This window comes from Streptomyces sp. NPDC091272 (assembly GCF_044757485.1).
Classification (GTDB): Bacteria; Actinomycetota; Actinomycetes; order Streptomycetales; family Streptomycetaceae; genus Streptomyces.
On sequence record NZ_JBIVVC010000006.1, the window covers coordinates 228,997 to 247,048 of the forward strand.

Consider the following 18,052-nt stretch of genomic DNA (forward strand, 5'->3'; position numbering starts at 1 on the left):
GCCGCCCACCGACTGGGCGCGCCTCCCAACCCCTTACGAAAGTGGTCAGTCGCCCGGCGTCCAGCGCGGGTCGCGGCCTGTCGACGCCAGCACTTCCTCGAACGGCGTCGCCCCCTCCGGCGCCGGCCGCGGATCGCCGAACACCTTCATCTGCCTGGCGGTCGGACCCATCTGCGTCACCAGCTCGCCGAGGGTACGGATGCCCTCCGCGTCGGGCGTGAAGTCCTGGCCGGTCGCGCGGGCGAGATCCCAGATGTGCACGGTCAAATCGAGGAGCGCCATCGCGCCGACCGTGCGGGCAGGCAGGCTCATGCTTCCCTTGGTGCCCTCGTCGACCCCGGGTGCCGCCCATGCCCGGACGAGCAGCCCGGTCTCCGTGGTGAAGCGCTCGCGCCAGTTACCTTCCAGGTAGTCCGGCGTGGTGGAGAAGTCCGCTTCCTTGTCGGCCGCGAGCGCCTGGAAGCCGACCACGACATGGAACAGATGGTTGAGCAGCCCTCGTACGTCGTACTCGGCGCACGGTGTGCCCGCGGGGAGCTGCCCGTCGTCCACGCCACGCACCACGGGGTCCGCGCGCACGGCGGCGGCTGCGAGCAGGTCACTGATTTTTTCGCTCATGCCGCCGAGAGTAGGAGTGCCGGGGCCACGGCGGCTTGAAGAAACGCGACATAGGATCGGGGCCATGCCCATGGCCGAGTCGGGGCCGCGTCGCGACACCCGGGGCATCGTCGACGCCGCGAAGCTTTTCGCGCGTGTCCACTTCCGCCGCCGGGAGCCCGCCGTGCCGCTGCGGCCCTACGTGGAGCACTACTGGCTGATCGACTGGGACCTGGCGGAACCGTTCCTGTCCCACGTCGTTCCGCATCCGTCGGTGAACATCGTCTTCCAGAGGTACGGGCGCTCCGGTGCCGGAGAACTCGACGCCGACGGCTTCGGAGAGGTCGCCGGGGTCGGGCTGGAACTCTTCACCCAGAAGCTCGAAGGGCACGGGCGGGTGTGCGGGATTCAGTTCCGGCCGGGCGGCTTCCGGCCGTTTCTGCCGGGCCGGCCGGTGTCGGAGCTGACCGGCAGGCGGGTGGGCCTCCCCGAGGTGTTCTCCGGGACTTCCGCCGTACCCACCGCGGTCCTGGGGCCGCAGGAGGAGGACGAGCGGGTGGCCGCGCTCGACGGCTTCCTCCTCGCCATCGGGCCGGCCGCCGACCCGCAGGCCGAGCGGGCCGTGGCACTGGCCGAACGGATTCGGCGGGACCGGTCGATCCGACGCGTCGACGAGGTCGCGGACGCGGCGGGCGTATCGGTGCGCCAGCTCCAGCGGCTGTTCGCGGCGTACGTGGGCGTCAGCCCGAAGTGGGTCATTCTGCGCCACCGCGTCCACGAGGCACTGGAACGCGCCGGTACCGACGCCACGACGGACTGGGCGGCTCTGGCTGCCGAACTCGGCTACAGCGACCAGGCCCATCTCGTCCGCGACTTCACCGCCCGGGTGGGAGTGCCGCCCACGGCGTACGCGCAATCACACCCGCCGCCCGCTGCCACAGGCCCCGCGCAGTCACCCCCGCGGTCCGCTGCCACAGGCCGTACTCGTGGCTGTCAGTGAGCCGCACTGCGGGTGAGGAAGTCCAGCACGGCGGACGTCGCGTTCAGCGCAGTGCTGGTACGGCCGAAGCCGGGTGGCGGTGGAACCCTCGAGCCCGGCCAGGTGTGGCCCGCGCCGTGCACGACAAGGAGTTCGACGGGCGCGCCGCCCGGCGTTCCCGGTGCCCAGCGGGTGCGGTCGTAGCCCGGCCGTCGTTCCGTGAAGGGTGGCTTCGTGCCCGCTGCCCGCGCGAAGGCCTCGGCACCGGCCCGGGTCGACACGGTCGCGGTCAAGGGTTCCTGCCCGGCCGCCGGAGGCGGTGGGTCCGGGATGCCCGCCATGGGGCGGACCGGGTCCTGGGCCCCGTAAACGATCATTACGGGTACGGGGCCCGACGGTCCCGTCCGCGCGACCCCGGTGGCCAGTTGGCCCGAGACGGAGGTCGCGGCCGCCACGGTGCGAGGGCGCTGTGCAGCGAGCCGCAAGGCCATCGAGCCGCCGTTGGAGAAGCCGACGGTGTACACCCGCTTCGGGTCGGCCTCCCCGCTCCGTACGAGGGCGGAGATCATCGCCTCGGTGAAGCGGATGTCCACTTCGGTGTCGGGGCGTTGACTGGTGGGCACGTTGTCCGCGCTCCACATCTCGCGTACGGCCTCGGGGTGCGCGACGAGCATCCCGCGTGCCCCGGCGGCCTCGTCGAGGCGGGCGCGCTCGCGCATGTCCTCGGCGGATTCACCGCGGCCGTGGAAGGCGATGAGGAGAGGGCGCGGGCGGCGCTGCTCGTTTACGCCGGGACGGTGCAGGAGGTACGAGCGGGTGGTCGCGCCGACGCGGATGTGCTCACGGGTGTCGGAGGCGGTGTCGGAGGCGGAGGCGGAGGCGGAGGCAGGAGGGGTGGCGGTGGACGAGGTGACGGCGGAGACGGAGGGAGAGGGCTGCTGCTCCGTGGACGCGCCACCACAGCCGGCGAGGACGAGGGCGAGGAAGGCGGTCAGTGCGGTCGCCAGGTACTTGCCCGGCGACCGCCTGCCCGGAGCTCGGGAGAGGAAGGTCATGGGAACGAGGAGATCAGCATCTTGAGTCGTACGTCCAAGGTGGATCTCGATCTCCACGAAATGTCGACCACGCGGCAGCTCGCCGAGGTCGCCCATCTCGCCTCGCCTCGCCTCGCACGACCTGGACGTCGTGCTCACTCACCACCCTGCGACGTCGCCGAGATCGAGCTGGGCCCGGCCGTACCGAAGGCGGCCGTCCCGAAGGCGGCCGTCCCGAAGGCGGCCCTCCCGAAGGCAGCCCTCCCGAAGTCGGCTGCCGTCACGAACCCGGAGTGCCCCGGAGCACGGGGCCGCGATGCGCCGCCTCCTCGGCCTCCAGGTGTGGCCGCACCGGATGGCCTCCTTCCCTTCGACGCCGACGCGGTGATCGGGCATGCGCGTCGACCGGTTGGTTTCGCTGGTGCTGCTGCTTCGTCAGCACGGTCGGTTGACCGCGGACACGCTGGCCAGGGAGCTGGAGGTGTCCACCCGCACCGTGCTGCGCGACATCGATGCGCTGTCCGCCGCCGGCGTCCCGGTGTACGCCGAACGACGGCCGGTACGGCGGTTTCGCGCTGGCGTCCGGTTTCCGTACCGAGCTCACCGGTCTGAACCACGACGAGGCCTTGCCCTGTTGGCCACCGGGCCCGGTCGCGGCGAGCAGGCGTTCGGGCTCGGCCCTGCGCTCGCCTCGGCCCTGCGGAAGGTCGTCGACGCGTTGCCGGAAGGCCACCGGTCCACCGTCAGCGACGCGGCCCAGCGGTTCCTCGTCGACCCGGGGACGGACCTGCTCTCCCGTCGGCCGGACACCGACGTGGACCCGATCGGCCCGGTCACCGTTCGCGACCGGGCCTACCTGCTGGCCAGGAGATCCGGTGAGGACCGTACCTACCGGCTGTCGCGGGTGCTGGCGGCAGAGGAACTCCCGGAAGCGGCGCAGCGGCCGAACCGGGTCGACCTCGACCGGATCTGGCGGGAACGCTCCGCGCGGTTCCTCGCCGGTGGGGACCACCTCGTCGTGCGGTTGCGGATGGACCCGGCGCGGCGGGAGGAACTGCTGAACACCGCGCTGGCCGTCGTGCCTCGGAGCCCGACGCGGACGGCTGGTTGCGACTTGAGGCGACCTTCCAGGACGCGCGGCACGCCGAGTGGGCGTTGTGGCAGCTCGGCACGGACGCGGAGGCCCTGGCGCCGGAGTCGTTGCGCCACGCGCTGCGCAGCCGGGCCGCCGCGTTCGCCGTCCGCTACACGGACTCGCCCTGAGGCGGGCGCCGGTCGAACTTGACCTCGGGCGGTACGGGCAGTTCGACGCGGACCGTGAGGCCGCCACCCGCCCGATCACCCTCGCCACCGCGCGCGTTCGCGACGGCCGTGACGGTGCCGTGGTGGGCCGAGACGATGGACCGGACGATGGCGAGACCGAGGCCGTGGCCCGAGTGGTCGCTGCCGACCCGGGGCTGTGCACGGTAGAACGGTTCGAACAGAAGGTTCGCCACGCCCGCGTCGAGGTGCGGTCCGGTGTTCTCGATCTCCAGGACCACCGCATCCTCCCGCAAGACGGCGAGGTGGACCGAACCCGCCTCGGGCAGGTTGTGGGCTAGGGCGTTGTCGAGGAGGTTGAGGACGAGCTGGCGCAGCAGCGTGGCGTTTCCGGCCACGTCGCATTCGGGTTCGGTGTCGGACACGAGGCGGATGCCCTGCGCCGCCGCCTGCCCGGTACGTTCGGCCACCGCCCGCCGTACGAGCTCCGCGAGGTCCACCGGTTCGGGGTCGAAGGGCGCGTGCTCCGCGCTCGCCAGATCGAGCAGTGCCCGTACGACGCTGATGTTGCGTTCGTTGACCTCCCGCAGCATCGGGGCGAGTTCCGCGAACTCCTCTCCTGTGGGGTCGGCGGCGGCGACCTGAAGGACGGCCCGGGTGGTGGCCAGCGGGGTGAGCAGCTCGTGCGAGGCGTTCGCGGCGAACCGCTGGTGCGCGGCGAAGGACTCTTCGAGCCGGGCGAGCATCGTGTCGAAGGTGTCGGCGAGCTGCTTGAGCTCGTCCTCGGGCCCCTGGGCCTCGATGCGTTCGCCCAGGTTGCCCTCGGCGGCCTTGGCGGCGGCATCGCTGATGGTGTGCAGGGGTGCGAGCAGGCGCTTGGAGAGCAGCCAGCCAGCGCCCAGGCCGACGACCATCACCAGGAGTACGCCACCGACGGACACCGCCAGGACCGTGTTCCAGACGTCCTCCTTGGTGGAGATCCCGCCGACCTGCTCGGCCCTCGCGCCCGGCACCAGCGGGTCCGCGGTCCGCGCAGCGCCGCTGTCGGGCGGAAACTGCCCGGAAGCGGTCGGCGAGGGAACCGGGAACCCCGGCCGGAAGGAGCCCTCCGGGGCGATCAGGGTCGTACTGAAGTCGTACGTGGGCAGGAAGCGCATGCCGACGTAGATGATCGCGACCATCAGCGCGGCGCACCCGCCGAGAGCGGCGCCGAACCCGAGGAAGAGACGGCCGTGAATGCTCAACGTCCGTCGCCGCGGCGGACATTTGCGTGGCTCGCGCCGCCTCACTCGGTGCCCAGGTAGTAGCCGGCGCTGATCGCCGTGTGGACCAGCCGGGGTTCGCCGAGTTTCTTGCGCAGGGTGTGCACCACGAGCCGTACCGCGTTGGTGAAGGGATCCGTGTGCGCGTCCCAGGCCTTGTCCAGGAGGTACTCGGCGCTCAGCACCCCGCCGTCGGCGCGCATCAGGAGCTCCAGGACGGCGAGTTCCTTCGGTGTGAGCCGGACCTCGGCGCCCGCCCGGTCGACCCGGCGGCGGTGCGTGTCGAAGGTGACGTCGGCGAAGGTGAGGACGGGGGAGTGGGTCATGGGGCTGCGCCGGTACAGGGCGCGCAGCCTGGCGACCAGTTCGGGGAAGTCGAAGGGCTTGGGGAGGTAGTCGTCGGCGCCGAGCCCCAGTCCCTCGACCTTGTCGCCGAGCCGTCCCGCGGCGGTCAGCATGAGGATGCGGCAGCCGAGACCCATGGCCACGATCCGCCGGCACACCTCGTCCCCGTGCACGCCGGGAAGATCACGGTCCAGGATCACCGCGTCGTAGTCGTGGACCGTGACCCGCTCCAGTGCCGTCGCCCCGTCGTGCACGACGTCGACGGCGATGGCTTCCCGGCGGAGCCCGATCTCCAGGACCCGCGCCATGTACTGCTCGTCCTCGACCACCAGCACACGCACGCCCGACAACCTTTTCTTTTCATTAATTCACCGCGCATTTCCGGTACGCCGCCGGCTGTTTCGGGCGCGTACCGGATCCGTCTTATCAAACGCCGCATTTGATCCGTGTATGAGACGCCCGCTGCGGGCGTCATTCCCGAACACCCCTCAAATCTCCGCCCTCCTAGCGTGACATTCATGAATCTCTTCAAACGAGCCTGGTGGCGGTTGCGCGGCCATCTCGGCAAGACAGTGATGCTGGTCGGGCTGTTCTGCGTCATCTGCACCCTGGTGCTCTCCGGCTTCCTGATCCAGTCGGCGGCGGCCCGTGCCGCCGAGTCCGCCAAGCACAGCGTGGGCGTCGTGGCGACGATGCAGCTAGACCTGAACGCGCTGATCAACTCGGGCAGGACGGAGCAGCCGGACGGGTCCCGGGGAGGCATGATCGGCGCCGAGGGAGACCTGTCCCGGAGTCTGGTCGACAAGGTCTGCGAATCGTCCGTCGTGACGAAGTGCAATTACACGAAGGACGGAGTCGCGGCGCCGACGGATCAGGTCAAGCTGCACCAGCCGGTGCCGCCGCCCGCGGGCCAGGACAGCGGCGGTGTGGACTTCTTCAAGGCGGACGGAATCCGCGACCTGAACGGTGTCTCGGCATTCCGCAACGGTGACTCGAAGATCGTCTCCGGCTCCGGGATCAAGCCGGACAGCAAGAGCGACATGGTCGTCATCGAGGAGCGGGTGGCGAAGGACAACAAGCTGAAGGTCGGCGACAAGGTCAAGCTGAACGCCAACGTCCAGAACCCCGACGGCAGGCTGAGCACCAAGGAGACCGGCTTCACCGTCATCGGCATCTACCGGAGCAACATCGGCGACACCGGTACGTACGTCCCGCCGATGGCGGCCCCGGCGAACCAGATCTACGTCACCCCGGACGGCGCGACCCGTCTCGACGGCAAGGAGCTGAAGGCGGGGGGCGGTGTCGTCAAGGAAGCCACCTTCACGCTGCGCGACCCCTCCGACCTCGGCCGGCTCAAGAAGGACGCCGAGGCGGCGGGTGTCGACCTCAAGATCTTCCCGTTGAGCGTCAACGACAAGCATTACCAGGCCCTGGTCGGCCCGATCAGCAAGACTGCCGACTTCGCGTCCGTCACGGTCTGGCTGGTCGCCGTCGCAGGCACCGTCATCCTCGCCCTGATCATTGCCTCGAACATGCGCGAACGCCGCAAGGAGCTGGGCATTCTGCTCTCGCTCGGCGAGAAGAAGCCCAAGCTGCTGGGCCAGCACCTGGTCGAGGTGGTGGCCTGCGCGGTCCTGGCCATCGGCTTCGCGGCCGCCGGAAGCCAGCTGCTCTCGCAGGCCATCGGCGACCAGCTTCTCTCCGGTGAGGTTTCCTCAGCCAAGGAGTCCGCCGCCGCCGAGGCCGGCCGGCCCGACCCCTCCGACCCCACCGGTGGCGCCAACAAGCAGGACGGCCCGGAGGTCGCCCCGATCGACGAGATGGACGTCCGGCTGGGCGCGGCGGACATCACCAAGGTGGGCCTCACGGGACTCGGCATAGCCGCCCTGGCCACGATCGTCCCCGGCATCCGGATCCTCCGCCTCAACCCGCGCGACATCCTCACGAAGGGCGACTGACGTGACCACTCCGAAACGATGGGCGACCGACGTGACCACCCCGACAGCTCCCGGAACGACCGCCCCGATCCTCCAGCTCACCGGCCTCAGCCGCACCTACCAGTCGGGCAGCGGCCGGCGCACCGTCCTCAAGGACGTCAACCACTCCTTCGAGGAGGGCCGGATGTACTCCGTCATCGGCCCCTCGGGCAGCGGCAAGACCACCCTTCTCTCGCTCGCCAGCGGACTCGACTCGCCGACCGGAGGCAATGTCCGCTTCCGCGGTACCGACGTCGCCGACATCGGCCTCGGCCGCTACCGGAACCGCCATGTCGCCACGGTCTTCCAGTCGTTGAACCTGCTCACCTACATGACGGCAGTCCAGAACATCACCTCCGCGATGGAGATCACCGGAGTGAAGGGCGTCCGCAGGAAGCAGCGTGCGGTGGAACTCCTCGGTCTGCTCGGCGTGGACGAGGAGGACCGGCACCGCAGGACGCTGGAGCTCTCCGGCGGCCAGCAGCAGCGCGTCGCCATCGCGCGCGCCCTCGCCTGCGAGGTGGACATCCTCTTCGCCGACGAACCCACGGGCAGCCTCGACCAGGACACCGCCGACGGAATCATCGAGGTGTTCCGCAAACTGGCGCACGACGAGGGCAAGTGCGTGATCCTCGTGACCCACTCGCGCGAGGTCGCGAACGCGTCGGACGAGGTGATCCGCCTCAAGCGGGGCAGGCTGGTGACGGAGTAACCAACGGGACGTACGTTGCTACGGCCCGGACGGCCCGGACGGCCCGGACGGCCCGGACGGCCCGGACGGCCCGGACGGGCCAGGCACGGGCCGCCGATGCGGGTGGCGGAATGTCGCGAGAAGCGCCGCCCGCATCGGCCCGCCCGTCGGACCGGGCCCCCGGTGAAGACGGTGTATTTCTACTCCGTCCCGGGATCGTCACCCCGACGGACCGCAGCCTCCGACGGGCCTCGTCCCGGCCCTCGGCCGGACAGCCCGCGCGCTGCCCGCACGCTCCGCCTTTTGTGACTCCTGCTCACACGGCCCCCGCCCACCGCCCCTCGCTCATCACGTTCCGCCCCCGCAGTTCATGCTGTCCGTGCCAGGCCTGCACGGACCGGGGGACCGCCCTGAAGTACGCGTACGGGCGCGCGGTGCCGACGTCACGGCGCGGGTCCCACCCCCACCGCGCCGCGTAGGCGTCCGCGGCAGTCCCGGGTACCTCGTCCGCGTCGAAGGTCTGCACCGCCGCATCGAAGATGACCACGTCGTCGGTGTCCCCGAACGAGAGCCGGGCCCGTCCGAGCCGGCTCAGGTTGCGGCCGGTGGGGTTGGTGATCCGGGTCACGAGCCAGATGGCCTCGCCGTCCCACCGGAACCACAGCGGCACGAGGTACGGAAGCCCGTCCGCGTCCGCCGTGGCGACCCAGATGTCCGACTCCTTCTTCAGCCGCGCCAGAACGTCCTGCTTGCGCTGCCCCGCGGTCCGGGGTGAGTTGCCGATCTCCATACCGCGGACGCTACCGGCGCGCGCGCCCCCACACCTCGGCCCCAGGACCCGATGCCTTGCCCCCGAGTCCTACTCCCCCCGACCGAGGCCACCGCCCGAACCGCAGCCCGCCGACCGGGAATTCGGGCGGGCCGCCATCACCGGAGGTCAGCGCTTCTTGGTCTTCCTCCGCTGGGGAGGGGTCCAGTCGCCACGGTGCAGCTGGCACCGGGAGTACCCGATCATGGCGGGGTTCTGACACGGCTTTCCGGACGTGGTCCTGGTCGACTTGCACTTGACCTGCTTGCCCATGGGTCCTCCCACGGCCTCGGTACGGCGGACGAACCCCATGGTTGGGGCAAGACGCGCCGCATGCGGAGGTTCCCACGCAATCAGACCGGTTCATGCCCCGGAGTGACCGAATCCGGTATCACCGCGCCACGGTCCCGCCTTGCGTCGGGCGGTCGTCCCCTCACCTGGTGAGGACCAGAGCCACGTTGTGACCGCCGAAGCCGAAGGAGTTGGCCAGCGCGGCGTTCCAGCTGCCCTTTCTGTTCTCGCCCTGGACCACGTCCAGTTCCACCCTCGGGTCGAGCTCTTCGAGGTTGCGGACCGCGGGTGCGACCCCGTCCCGCAGGGCCAGGAGTGCGGCCATCGCGCCCACCGCGCCGGAAGCGCCCAGCATGTGGCCCGTCATGGACTTGGTCGCGGTGACCGACGCGTGCGTGCCGACCGCTCGGCGGATCGCCTCCGCCTCCGCCAGGTCGCCCGACTCGGTGGACGTGGCGTGCGCGTGGATGTGCCCGATGTCCGACGCCGTCACCTGCGCGTCACGCAACGCCGCCTCGATCGCCTGGACCTGGCCGTCCGCGTCCGACGCGGTGATGTGTGCGGCGCTGGACGTGACGGCGCCGCCGGCGAGGGTTCCGTACGTACGGGGGTTACGGCGCGCCCGCGCGAAATCGGCGCGCTCCAGCACCACGAGCCCCGCCCCCTCGCCCATCACGAACCCGCTGCGGTCCACGTCGAACGGCCGGGACACCGCCTCGGGATCGTCGCCGCGCGTCGACAACGCCTTCATCTGCGCGAAGGCGGCCAGCGTGAACGGATGCAGACATGCCTCCGTGCCGCCCGCGACCACCACATCCGCCCGGCCCGCCCGGATCAGGTCGAGCCCCATCGACAGCGCCTCCGCGCCCGAGGCGCACGCGCTGACCGGTGTCCTGGCGCCGCCCTTCGCGCCCAGGTCCATGCTGACCCAGGCGGCCGGCCCGTTGGGCATCAGCATCGGCACCGCGAACGGGGAGAGCCGCCGGGCCCCGGACTCCTCGAACAGGTCGTCCTGCCCGAGAGTGGTGAGCACCCCGCCGGTCCCCGTACCGATGACGACCGCCAGCCGCTCCGGCTCTACCTCGGGGGCGCCCGCGTCCTGCCACGCCTCCCGCGCGGCGAGCAGCGCCATCTGTTCGCCCCGGTCCAGCTTCCGGGCCTGCGGGCGGGGCAGCAGCGCGGCGGGATCCTCGGGCAGCCCGGCGGCGATCCGTACCGGGAGGTCGGCAGCCCACTCCTCGTCGAGCGCCCGGACTCCCGACCGGCCGGCCAGCATGCTCGTCCAGGTCGACCCGGCGTCCGCGCCCAGCGGGGTCATCGCGCCGATCCCGGTCACCCACACCTGGCTGTTCATTCCGCGCTCCCTCGTTCGCACCGCACAAGACTGGCTGTGTGGTTTTCACAGTGTTTCCAGCGATCTTGGCAAGGTTTTCCCGTGGAAGCATGGGTCAGCTCTGTCGATTCACCTCCGTCTGTTTTGTGTGAATCCGACAAGAGCTCTCAGCAGGGGCGGACAGGGGTCGGCATGTCATCGGGTGTGCCACCGGTGGTCGGGGAGGAAGCGCACGTCGAACTGCTCCGGCACGGAGGAGAACTTGTGCGGCTCGGGTACCACCGGCTCTGGCGGCAGGCCGAGCTGCTCCGCCGGGGCGCCGAAATTCTCGAAGAACCGCTCGAAGGTTCCGCCGGGCCCGGCGGCGACACCGACGACCTGGCTGTGGTGGCGCTCCATGCGGTAGGCGTGCCGGCAGTTCTTCGGTACGAAGCCGAAGTCTCCCGGAGTGAGGAGCTTCTCCTGCTGCTCGCCCGCCGGGACCTCGACGAAGAGCCGGACCGCGCCCTGGGTGACGTAGAAGACCTCGTGCGTGTCGGCGTGCACGTGGGCCGGGATGATGTCGCCCTTCGGGCCCTCGACCGTGAAGAAGTTGAAGGTGTTCTCGGTCTGCTCACCGCCCGCGTAGATGGTGATCAGGTCGCCGAAGAGGTGCGCGCGGTCACCCTCGCCCCTCTCGATGAAGTACGGCTTTGTCGGGTCGGCGGGTATGCGCGAGGCGGTGCGGTAGCGGGTCGCGTATTCGATGGTCACCGGTGTGCTCTCTCTGTGGGGTGCGTGGCCAGTATGGGCCGGGAATGTCAGGCAGCCTGACATAAGGGTGCGGGGCTGAGCAAGCGCTCCTTGGTCGGGGCCCCGGATTTCGGACGCGGGACCCAGTCCTCGGTACGATTCCGGACCCGTCACTCGTCACCCGTCACTCGTCACCCGTCACCCGTCACCCGTCACTCGTCGTCTTCCCCGCGCTTCCCGTTCTCCAGAGGCTGCCATGTACCCGCATTCCGCCCCTCGCTCGTTTCCCCAGCTGCTCGGTGATGCCAGGCGCTGGTTCGAGGAGGGGTTGTTGGCCGCGCTGGAAGAGGCCGGTGTGGCTACCGTTTCCCCGACCCAGGTCCAGCTTTTCGCCGTGCTCGACGAGAGCGGGACGACCGTTTCGGAGCTGGCCCGGCGGATGGGGGTGACCAGGCAGACCGCCCACCAGGCGGTGCACGGGCTGATCGCCGCGAATCTGCTGGAACAGCTCCCCGACCCCGCGTCCGCCAGACAGCGTCTGGTGAGACGCACGGACGAGGGCGAACGCATTCACCGCCTGGCCGAGGCCGTCCTCGCCGGGTTGGAGGACCGGCTCGCCGAACGGATCGGCCAGGACGCGGTCGCGGCGTTGCGAGGTGGCTTGACGGCACCCTGGGGGAGGCCGCCGGGCGTTGACCCGGGCCGGGGTCACCGGAGTTAGCGGACGGGGGGGCCGCGTCCGCCCGCGCGGTGCTGCGCGCGGCCACCGGCCTCGCGGGCCGATTTTTCCTGCCCTGCCCGGGTACCGTCCGAGGATGACCACCTACCTCGTGACCCTCCCCGGCACCCTGCTCGGCAAGCTCGACACCGCCGCGCACGCGGAACTGCTGCGTGAGCTCAGCCCGGCCGACCCTCGGCACACCGCCCTCGGTGCGGCCGAGGACCTGAACCGGCTCACGCTCGACGACGAGAACTCGACCTTCGTGATCCGCCTCGAAGTGCAGGCCGCCACCATCAAGGAGGCCGAGACGGAAGCCCGTCGGATCGCCACCGCCGCGCTGCGTTCGGCAGGGCTGAGCGAGGACGACGCGCCGATCGGTCCCGCCGCGATCTCCGGAATCGACACCGAGTGAGGGGCGGCCGCCCGGGGGAGGGGGCCGGAAGCTCCGGCTCCGACCCCTCCGTGCGGGTTCCCGAGCAGGGGGCCGGCAGCAGTCCCGGGCTCTCCGTGCGCGACATGATGCGGGCCAACCAGGCCAATTGGGATGCCCGCACCCCCGTCCACCTCGCCAGCCGCTTCTACGGCGTGGGCTCGGCCGACGCCCGCCCCGAACGCTGGTTCGCCGACTACGAGTGGGCGGACCTCGGCGAGCTCGCCGGGCGCGACGTACTGCATCTGCAGTGCCACCTCGGTACGGAGACCATGGCGTTCGCCACCAAGGGCGCCCGCACGGTCGGCCTCGACCTGTCCGGCGAGTCGGTCGCCGCCGCGAGACGGCTGGCGGCCGACGCCGGGCTGCCGGTGACCTATGTCCAGGCCAACGTCTACGACGCCCAGCAGGCCCTCGGCAGACGCCGGTTCGACGTCGTCTACACCGGAAAGGGAGCGCTCTGCTACCTTCCCGACCTCGACCGCTGGGCGCACACCGTGGCCGCTCTGCTGCGTCCCGGCGGGCGTCTCTACCTCGCCGAGTTCCACCCCCTCCTCAACTCCCTCGGCCCTTCCCCCGCCCCCGGGGAAGGCGACGAACTGCTGCTGCGCCACGACTACCTGGCCGGACGCGGCGCCGTCCTGCGGGACGCCACCCACACCTACACCGACGGCCCCGCCGTGCAGGGCGCGACCGACTGCTACGAGTGGATGCACGGCCTGGGGGAGGTCGTCAACGCACTGGCCGGTGCCGGACTGCGCCTCGTCCGTCTGCGCGAGAGCGACGAACTTCCCTGGCCCCGTTGGCCGGACATGGTCCGCACCCCGGCCGGCTGGTGGCGGCTGCCGGACACCGCCCCGCGCATCCCACTGCTGTACTCGCTGCTCGCCCAGAAGTAGCCCAGAAGGAGCGCAGAAGGAGCGCAGAAGGAGCGCAGAAGGAGCGCAGAAGGAGCGGCGGAGTAGCACCGAAGCAGTGCTGACGCAGCGCAGAAGCAGCGGCCGACGGGTAGGTGCCCGGGTGGGCCGCGTGGCTCGCGCCGCGGCCCCGTAAACCGGCCCGTGCACGGCTATGGGAACCGCGGGTCCTGCGCGCTACCCTCCGCCGCATGATTTCCACGGTCGTCTGGGGAACCGGGAACGTCGGTCGCGCGGCCATCCGTGCCGTAGCGGCCCACCCGGCGCTGAAGCTCGCCGCCGTACTCGTCCACGACCCGCGGAAGGTCGGCCGTGACGCCGGTCAACTCGCCGGTCTCGACACCGAACTGGGGGTGGCCGCCACCGACAGCATCGAAGCCGTCCTGGCCGCCCGCCCCCGCGCCGTCGTGTACGCCGCCTCCGGCGACATCCGCCCCGACGAGGCCCACGCGGACGTCGCGCGTGCGCTCAGGGCCGGCGCGGTGGTCGTCACGCCCTCCCTCTACGCGCTCTACGATCCGCCGAGCGCCCCGCCCGAGCTCCGCGAACCCCTGCTCGCGGCCGTCGCGGACGGCGGTGGTGCGCTGTTCGTCTCCGGTGTCGACCCCGGGTGGGGCAACGACGTCCTGCCGCTTCTCGTCAGCGGGCTCGGCAGCACCATCGACACCATCCGCTGCCAGGAGATCTTCGACTACTCGACGTACGACCAGCCGGACTCCGTCCGTGACCTGATCGGCATGGGCCACCCCATGGAGTACGAGCCGCCGATGCTGATGGCGACCGTGCCGACGATGGTGTGGGGCGGTCAGCTCAGGCTGCTCGCCCGCGCGCTCGACGTCACCCTCGACGACATCCGCGAGACGCTGGAACGCCGGCCGCTCGACGAGACGGTCACCACCCGCACCATGGGCAAGTTCGAGGCGGGCACCCAGGGCGCGGTCCGCTTCGAGGTGCAGGGCATCGTCGGCGGTGTGCCGCGGCTCGTCATCGAGCACATCACCCGTATCCACCCGTCCGCGGCCCCGGACTGGCCCGCTCCGCCCGACGGCTCCGGTGCGCACCGGGTGATCGTCGAGGGCCGGCCCCGTATCGAGGTCACCGTGGAGGCGAGCGACGAGGACGAGAACCGTTCGGCGGGCGGCAACGCCACCGCGGTCGGCCGTCTCGTCAACGCCATCGACTGGCTGGTGGCGGCGGAACCCGGCATCTACGACGCACTTGACGTCCCGCTGCGCCCGGCGGCGGGCAGGCTCGGAAGGAGCACGCCGTGAACCTGGACATCCCCGAAGGCAAGAACCCCATCGAGTACGTCTGGGGCGACATGGTCCCCGGCATCGGCCCCGCCGCCGCGAACTTCTCGCTCGCCGTCTACGCCCACACCACCCTCGGCCTGCGCGAGTTCGAGGCGGCGCGGCTGCGGATCGCGCAGATCAACGGGTGCCTGTTCTGCCTGGACTGGCGGACGGACCGGGACGGCGAGAAGGTCGAGGATGAGTTCGCCGGGGCGGTGGCCGACTGGCGCACCGCCGAGGCCTTCGACGACCGTACGAGACTGGCAGCCGAGTACGCCGAGCGGTACGCCCTGGACCACCACGGTCTCGAAAGGGACGAGGAGTTCTGGGCCCGGATGTCCGCGCACTACAGCCAGACCGAGGTCGTCGAGCTGACGATGAGCCTCGGTTCCTGGCTCGCCTTCGGCCGTCTCAACAGGGTACTGGGCCTGGATGCGATGTGCGTCCTGCCGGGACACTGAGCGGGCCGGCCGCGCCCGGGGCGGCAACTCCCCGCTGTGCGGGCGTAGATCACTACCCCGCGGTAGCCCCTGTGAAGCACCTGTGAAAGTATCCCGGTGATCTATGGTGCGACCGCAGTCGCGGCGCCATGAGTGACCCAGCAGGGGGGACCTTTCATGACTTTCATCAACCACGGCCGTATGCGCAAGGCGCTCACCGCCACCGCGCTCGTCGCGGCGATGGCCGCCACGGCCGGTACCGCCTTCGCCGCGGGGGACCCGGCCGGCGCGAGCGAGGCGCGCGCCAAGGCCGTGGCCGCGCACAAGAAGGCTCCCGCGGATGCGCGGGCGAAGGCGCGCGCAGCAGCGCCGGGCCTGGTGGAGACGCCCACCTTCGCCATGAGCGCCGTGAACAAGAGCACCGGGCTGCTCGACCTGTTCTTCGCGGACGGACTGGGCGGCTTCGGCCCCGTCACCCCGGTCGAGGTGCCGTACGACTGGGCCGCCGCCACCATCGACGTCGACAACGACAAGGACGGCTACTTCGACGGGACTTGGGACATCGGCAAGGACGGTCTGATGACGTGGACCGGGGTGGAGGAGGCGAAGGAGATCGGCGGGGGCTGGCAGATCTACAACAAGGTCCTGTCGCCCGGCAACCTCGGCGGCGCCCAGGAAGCCGACCTCATGGCGGTCGACAAGGCCGGTGTGATGTGGGTCTACCTGGCCTACCCGGACGGCCGGGTCGACGCGCGTGTGCGCATCGGTGCCGGCTGGGACCAGTACTCCGAGATAGCCGGCCAGGCCGACCTGTCCGGTGACGGCAAGGCCGACGTCGTCGCGCGTGACAAGTCGGGCGTGCTCTGGCTCTACAAGGGCACCGGCAACTACAAGGCGCCCTTCGAGGGCCGCACCAAGATCGGTGCAGGCTGGAACACGTACGACCGCCTGCTCTCCGTCGGTGACCTCGACGTCGACGGCAAGACCGACCTGGTGGCCCGTACGGCATCGGGCGACCTCTACCGCTACTCCGGCACGGGCTCGGCGAGCGCCCCGTTCGCCAAGCCGGTGAAGATCGGCTGGGGCTTCAACATCTACAACCTGCTGTAGTACGGCTGGGGGCGGGCTCCTCCGCCGCGTACCGGAGGATCCCGTCCTTCCGTGCGCGCCGGTCGCCATGCTCGCCCCCCGTTGCGCCGAACTCTTTCGTCATGCCCGTACGGCTGCCAACCGCCGTACGGGCATGGCCTGTTCAGACCCCCCGGGGCGGCCGGACCGGTACTAAGCTCGCGTAGCGAAAATGGCATGTCCACATCTGCCGCTCCGGTAACCGGCCTCCAGGGGGAAGAAACACCCATGCGCTCCCGTCTCCACCTTCGCACCAGTACCCGCGCCCACACCCGCGCCCACACCCGCGTCCAAACCCGCGTCCAAACCCGCGTCCAAACCCGCGTCCGCAGACGCCTGGCCGCCTACGCCACCACCCTCGCGGTCGCGGCCGCCGGAATCGTCCTCGGCCCCGTCCAGGCGGCCGGTGCGGCGGACGCGGCGGTTCCGTCCATGGGACCCGTCTTCAACCGGCCCACCGGCGACGTCGCGCAGCAGAACGCGATCCGCGACCGGGCACGCGCGATGATCGCCGCCGCCGACAGCGGCTCGACGATCCGGATGGCGCTCTACCACTTCTGGGACAAGGCCTTCGCCCAGGAGCTGGCCGCCGCGCACACCTCCCGCGGCATCAACGTCCAGGTCGTCCTCGACGAGTCGACGGTCAGCACCGAGGGCGTCAACGACGTCTCGTACGACACCCTCAAGACGGCCCTCGGCACGGACATGGCGAAGTCGTCGTACGTCAAGCTGTGCGCCAAGGGCCGCTCCTGTCTCGGCCCGACCGCGGGGGCGGGCATCAACCACAACAAGTTCCTGCTCTTCAGCAGCCTCGGCGGCGGTGCGGCCAAGCAGGTCGTCCTCCAGATGACCTCCAACCTCACGCCCTCCAACTACGCCCGCTACTGGAACAGCGCGGTGGGCGTCGCGGACAACGCGGCCCTCTACACCGCCTACAGCGACTACTTCGTCAAGCTCGGCAAGCAGGACCGCGCCAACTGGAAGTACTCGTACGCCAACGCGGGCGCCTACAAGGTCTACTTCTTCCCGCGCGCGGGCACGACTGACGACAGCGACACCGTCGTCAACACCCTCGACAACGTCGCCTGTACGTGGACCGACTCGGCCGGCACCCACCGCACAGCGATCCGCGCCGCCATGCTCAAGGTCACCCGTCAGGGCGTCGCCGACAAGCTCCGCGCGCTGGCCGCCGCCGGCTGCACCGTGGACCTCGTCTACAGCGAGACGGACAGCGGCACCTGGAACGCCCTGCACGGCCAGACCCGTCTCACCACCCGCTGCTACCAGCACGACAACGACGGGGACGCCGGCACCCCCGACCCCACCCCGAACCGCATCGTGCACTCCAAGAACCTGATGATCGACGGAATGTACGCGGGCGCCCGCGAGAAGCTCGTCTTCACCGGCAGCCACAACTGGAGCGGGCCGGCCCTGCGCGACAACGACGAGACCATGGTCCGCATCAACGAGGACACGACATATAACGCCTTCGTGACCAACTTCAACGACACCCGGGCGGCTGCGTACCCCGGTACGTCGGACAACGTGGCGGCCTGTAAGTAGGAGTAACCGCTGTCGGCGGTGCGGCGGCCGCCGATATTGAGTCGGGCAGGCGGTCGAAAAAAGTCGGGCGGGCGGTGAATGCCCGCCCCGGCACCGGGCAGAAGAACGTCGACCCGAGCTTGGCAGGCACATCCCCCCAGCCTGCCGGGCACCTAAATGCCCCACGGCCCACCCCCCCCTGGCCGTGGGGCATTCGCATGTCCGCGCACAGGGACCTCCGGCGGACGCGCGGCCCCGTGCATTCCTCCAATAG

General features: G+C 70.6%; 17 protein-coding genes and 1 pseudogene. 11 read left to right on the forward strand and 7 right to left on the reverse strand.

The window, feature by feature from the left end; all coding sequences use genetic code 11:
• Positions 1-45: 45 nt before the first annotated feature.
• Complete coding sequence (locus ACIQM4_RS19085) at positions 46-618, reverse strand: TIGR03086 family metal-binding protein (RefSeq protein ID WP_401592760.1); 573 nt, start codon at positions 616-618, stop codon at positions 46-48.
• 70 nt (positions 619-688) lie between these two features.
• Here ACIQM4_RS19085 and ACIQM4_RS19090 point away from each other — a divergent pair, with 70 nt between their 5' ends.
• Complete coding sequence (locus ACIQM4_RS19090; protein ID WP_401593175.1) at positions 689-1,597, forward strand: DUF6597 domain-containing transcriptional factor; 909 nt, start codon at positions 689-691, stop codon at positions 1,595-1,597.
• Here the strand turns inward: ACIQM4_RS19090 and ACIQM4_RS19095 are convergent.
• Positions 1,591-2,631: an alpha/beta hydrolase family esterase gene (locus ACIQM4_RS19095; RefSeq protein WP_401592762.1), complete on the reverse strand. Its 1,041-nt coding sequence runs from the start codon at positions 2,629-2,631 to the stop codon at positions 1,591-1,593. The two genes, ACIQM4_RS19090 and ACIQM4_RS19095, sit on opposite strands and share 7 nt — an antisense overlap.
• A gap of 373 nt (positions 2,632-3,004) precedes the next feature.
• Here ACIQM4_RS19095 and ACIQM4_RS19100 point away from each other — a divergent pair.
• Positions 3,005-3,873, forward strand: a pseudogene (locus ACIQM4_RS19100) (helix-turn-helix transcriptional regulator).
• Here ACIQM4_RS19100 and ACIQM4_RS19105 read toward each other — a convergent pair.
• A complete protein-coding gene (locus ACIQM4_RS19105) occupies positions 3,855-5,114 on the reverse strand; it encodes a sensor histidine kinase (RefSeq protein ID WP_401592764.1) in 1,260 nt (419 codons plus the stop codon). The pseudogene ACIQM4_RS19100 and the gene ACIQM4_RS19105 sit on opposite strands and share 19 nt — an antisense overlap.
• Positions 5,115-5,155: 41 nt before the next feature.
• Positions 5,156-5,818 carry a response regulator transcription factor gene (locus tag ACIQM4_RS19110; protein ID WP_401592766.1) on the reverse strand — a complete coding sequence of 221 codons (663 nt, stop codon included), beginning with the start codon at positions 5,816-5,818 and terminating at the stop codon, positions 5,156-5,158.
• 177 nt (positions 5,819-5,995) lie between these two features.
• Between ACIQM4_RS19110 and ACIQM4_RS19115 the strand changes: the two genes are divergently transcribed.
• The gene (locus ACIQM4_RS19115) at positions 5,996-7,435 is read left to right on the forward strand and encodes an ABC transporter permease (protein ID WP_401592768.1); all 1,440 of its coding nucleotides are present in this window, start codon (positions 5,996-5,998) and stop codon (positions 7,433-7,435) included.
• A gap of 67 nt (positions 7,436-7,502) precedes the next feature.
• The gene (locus ACIQM4_RS19120) at positions 7,503-8,165 is read left to right on the forward strand and encodes an ABC transporter ATP-binding protein (protein WP_401593177.1); all 663 of its coding nucleotides are present in this window, start codon (positions 7,503-7,505) and stop codon (positions 8,163-8,165) included.
• Positions 8,166-8,460: 295 nt separating this feature from the next.
• Here the strand turns inward: ACIQM4_RS19120 and ACIQM4_RS19125 are convergent, their stop codons facing one another.
• The 3 genes from ACIQM4_RS19125 to ACIQM4_RS19135 all read right to left on the reverse strand — a co-directional run bounded on the left by ACIQM4_RS19125 (position 8,461) and on the right by ACIQM4_RS19135 (position 11,329).
• A complete protein-coding gene (locus ACIQM4_RS19125; protein ID WP_401592770.1) occupies positions 8,461-8,934 on the reverse strand; it encodes a pyridoxamine 5'-phosphate oxidase family protein in 474 nt (157 codons plus the stop codon).
• 451 nt (positions 8,935-9,385) lie between these two features.
• On the reverse strand, positions 9,386-10,597 hold the full coding sequence (locus tag ACIQM4_RS19130; RefSeq protein WP_401592772.1) for a beta-ketoacyl-[acyl-carrier-protein] synthase family protein: 1,212 nt from the start codon (positions 10,595-10,597) through the stop codon (positions 9,386-9,388).
• Between the two features lie 174 nt (positions 10,598-10,771).
• A complete protein-coding gene (locus ACIQM4_RS19135; protein ID WP_401592774.1) occupies positions 10,772-11,329 on the reverse strand; it encodes a quercetin 2,3-dioxygenase in 558 nt (185 codons plus the stop codon).
• Between the two features lie 235 nt (positions 11,330-11,564).
• On the opposite strand from ACIQM4_RS19135, the gene ACIQM4_RS19140 reads away from it, so the two are divergent.
• The 7 genes from ACIQM4_RS19140 to ACIQM4_RS19170 all read left to right on the forward strand — a co-directional run bounded on the left by ACIQM4_RS19140 (position 11,565) and on the right by ACIQM4_RS19170 (position 17,799).
• Positions 11,565-12,029, forward strand: a complete 465-nt coding sequence (locus tag ACIQM4_RS19140; RefSeq protein WP_401592776.1) for a MarR family winged helix-turn-helix transcriptional regulator — start codon at positions 11,565-11,567, stop codon at positions 12,027-12,029.
• Positions 12,030-12,123: 94 nt separating this feature from the next.
• Positions 12,124-12,441: a hypothetical protein gene (locus tag ACIQM4_RS19145; protein ID WP_401592778.1), complete on the forward strand. Its 318-nt coding sequence runs from the start codon at positions 12,124-12,126 to the stop codon at positions 12,439-12,441.
• A 104-nt stretch (positions 12,442-12,545) separates the two neighbouring features.
• Positions 12,546-13,358: a class I SAM-dependent methyltransferase gene (locus ACIQM4_RS19150; protein ID WP_401593179.1), complete on the forward strand. Its 813-nt coding sequence runs from the start codon at positions 12,546-12,548 to the stop codon at positions 13,356-13,358.
• Positions 13,359-13,567: 209 nt separating this feature from the next.
• Positions 13,568-14,647, forward strand: coding sequence for a dihydrodipicolinate reductase (locus ACIQM4_RS19155; RefSeq protein ID WP_401592780.1), 1,080 nt, complete (start codon positions 13,568-13,570; stop codon positions 14,645-14,647).
• A complete protein-coding gene (locus ACIQM4_RS19160; RefSeq protein ID WP_401592782.1) occupies positions 14,644-15,129 on the forward strand; it encodes a carboxymuconolactone decarboxylase family protein in 486 nt (161 codons plus the stop codon). The genes ACIQM4_RS19155 and ACIQM4_RS19160 overlap by 4 nt, the downstream gene beginning before the upstream one ends.
• A 156-nt stretch (positions 15,130-15,285) precedes the next feature.
• The gene (locus ACIQM4_RS19165) at positions 15,286-16,218 is read left to right on the forward strand and encodes an FG-GAP repeat domain-containing protein (protein WP_401592784.1); all 933 of its coding nucleotides are present in this window, start codon (positions 15,286-15,288) and stop codon (positions 16,216-16,218) included.
• A 246-nt stretch (positions 16,219-16,464) separates the two neighbouring features.
• Entirely contained in the window at positions 16,465-17,799 is a 1,335-nt protein-coding gene (locus tag ACIQM4_RS19170; protein ID WP_401592786.1) for a phospholipase D-like domain-containing protein, read from the forward strand.
• The last annotated feature ends 253 nt before the right edge of the window (positions 17,800-18,052 follow it).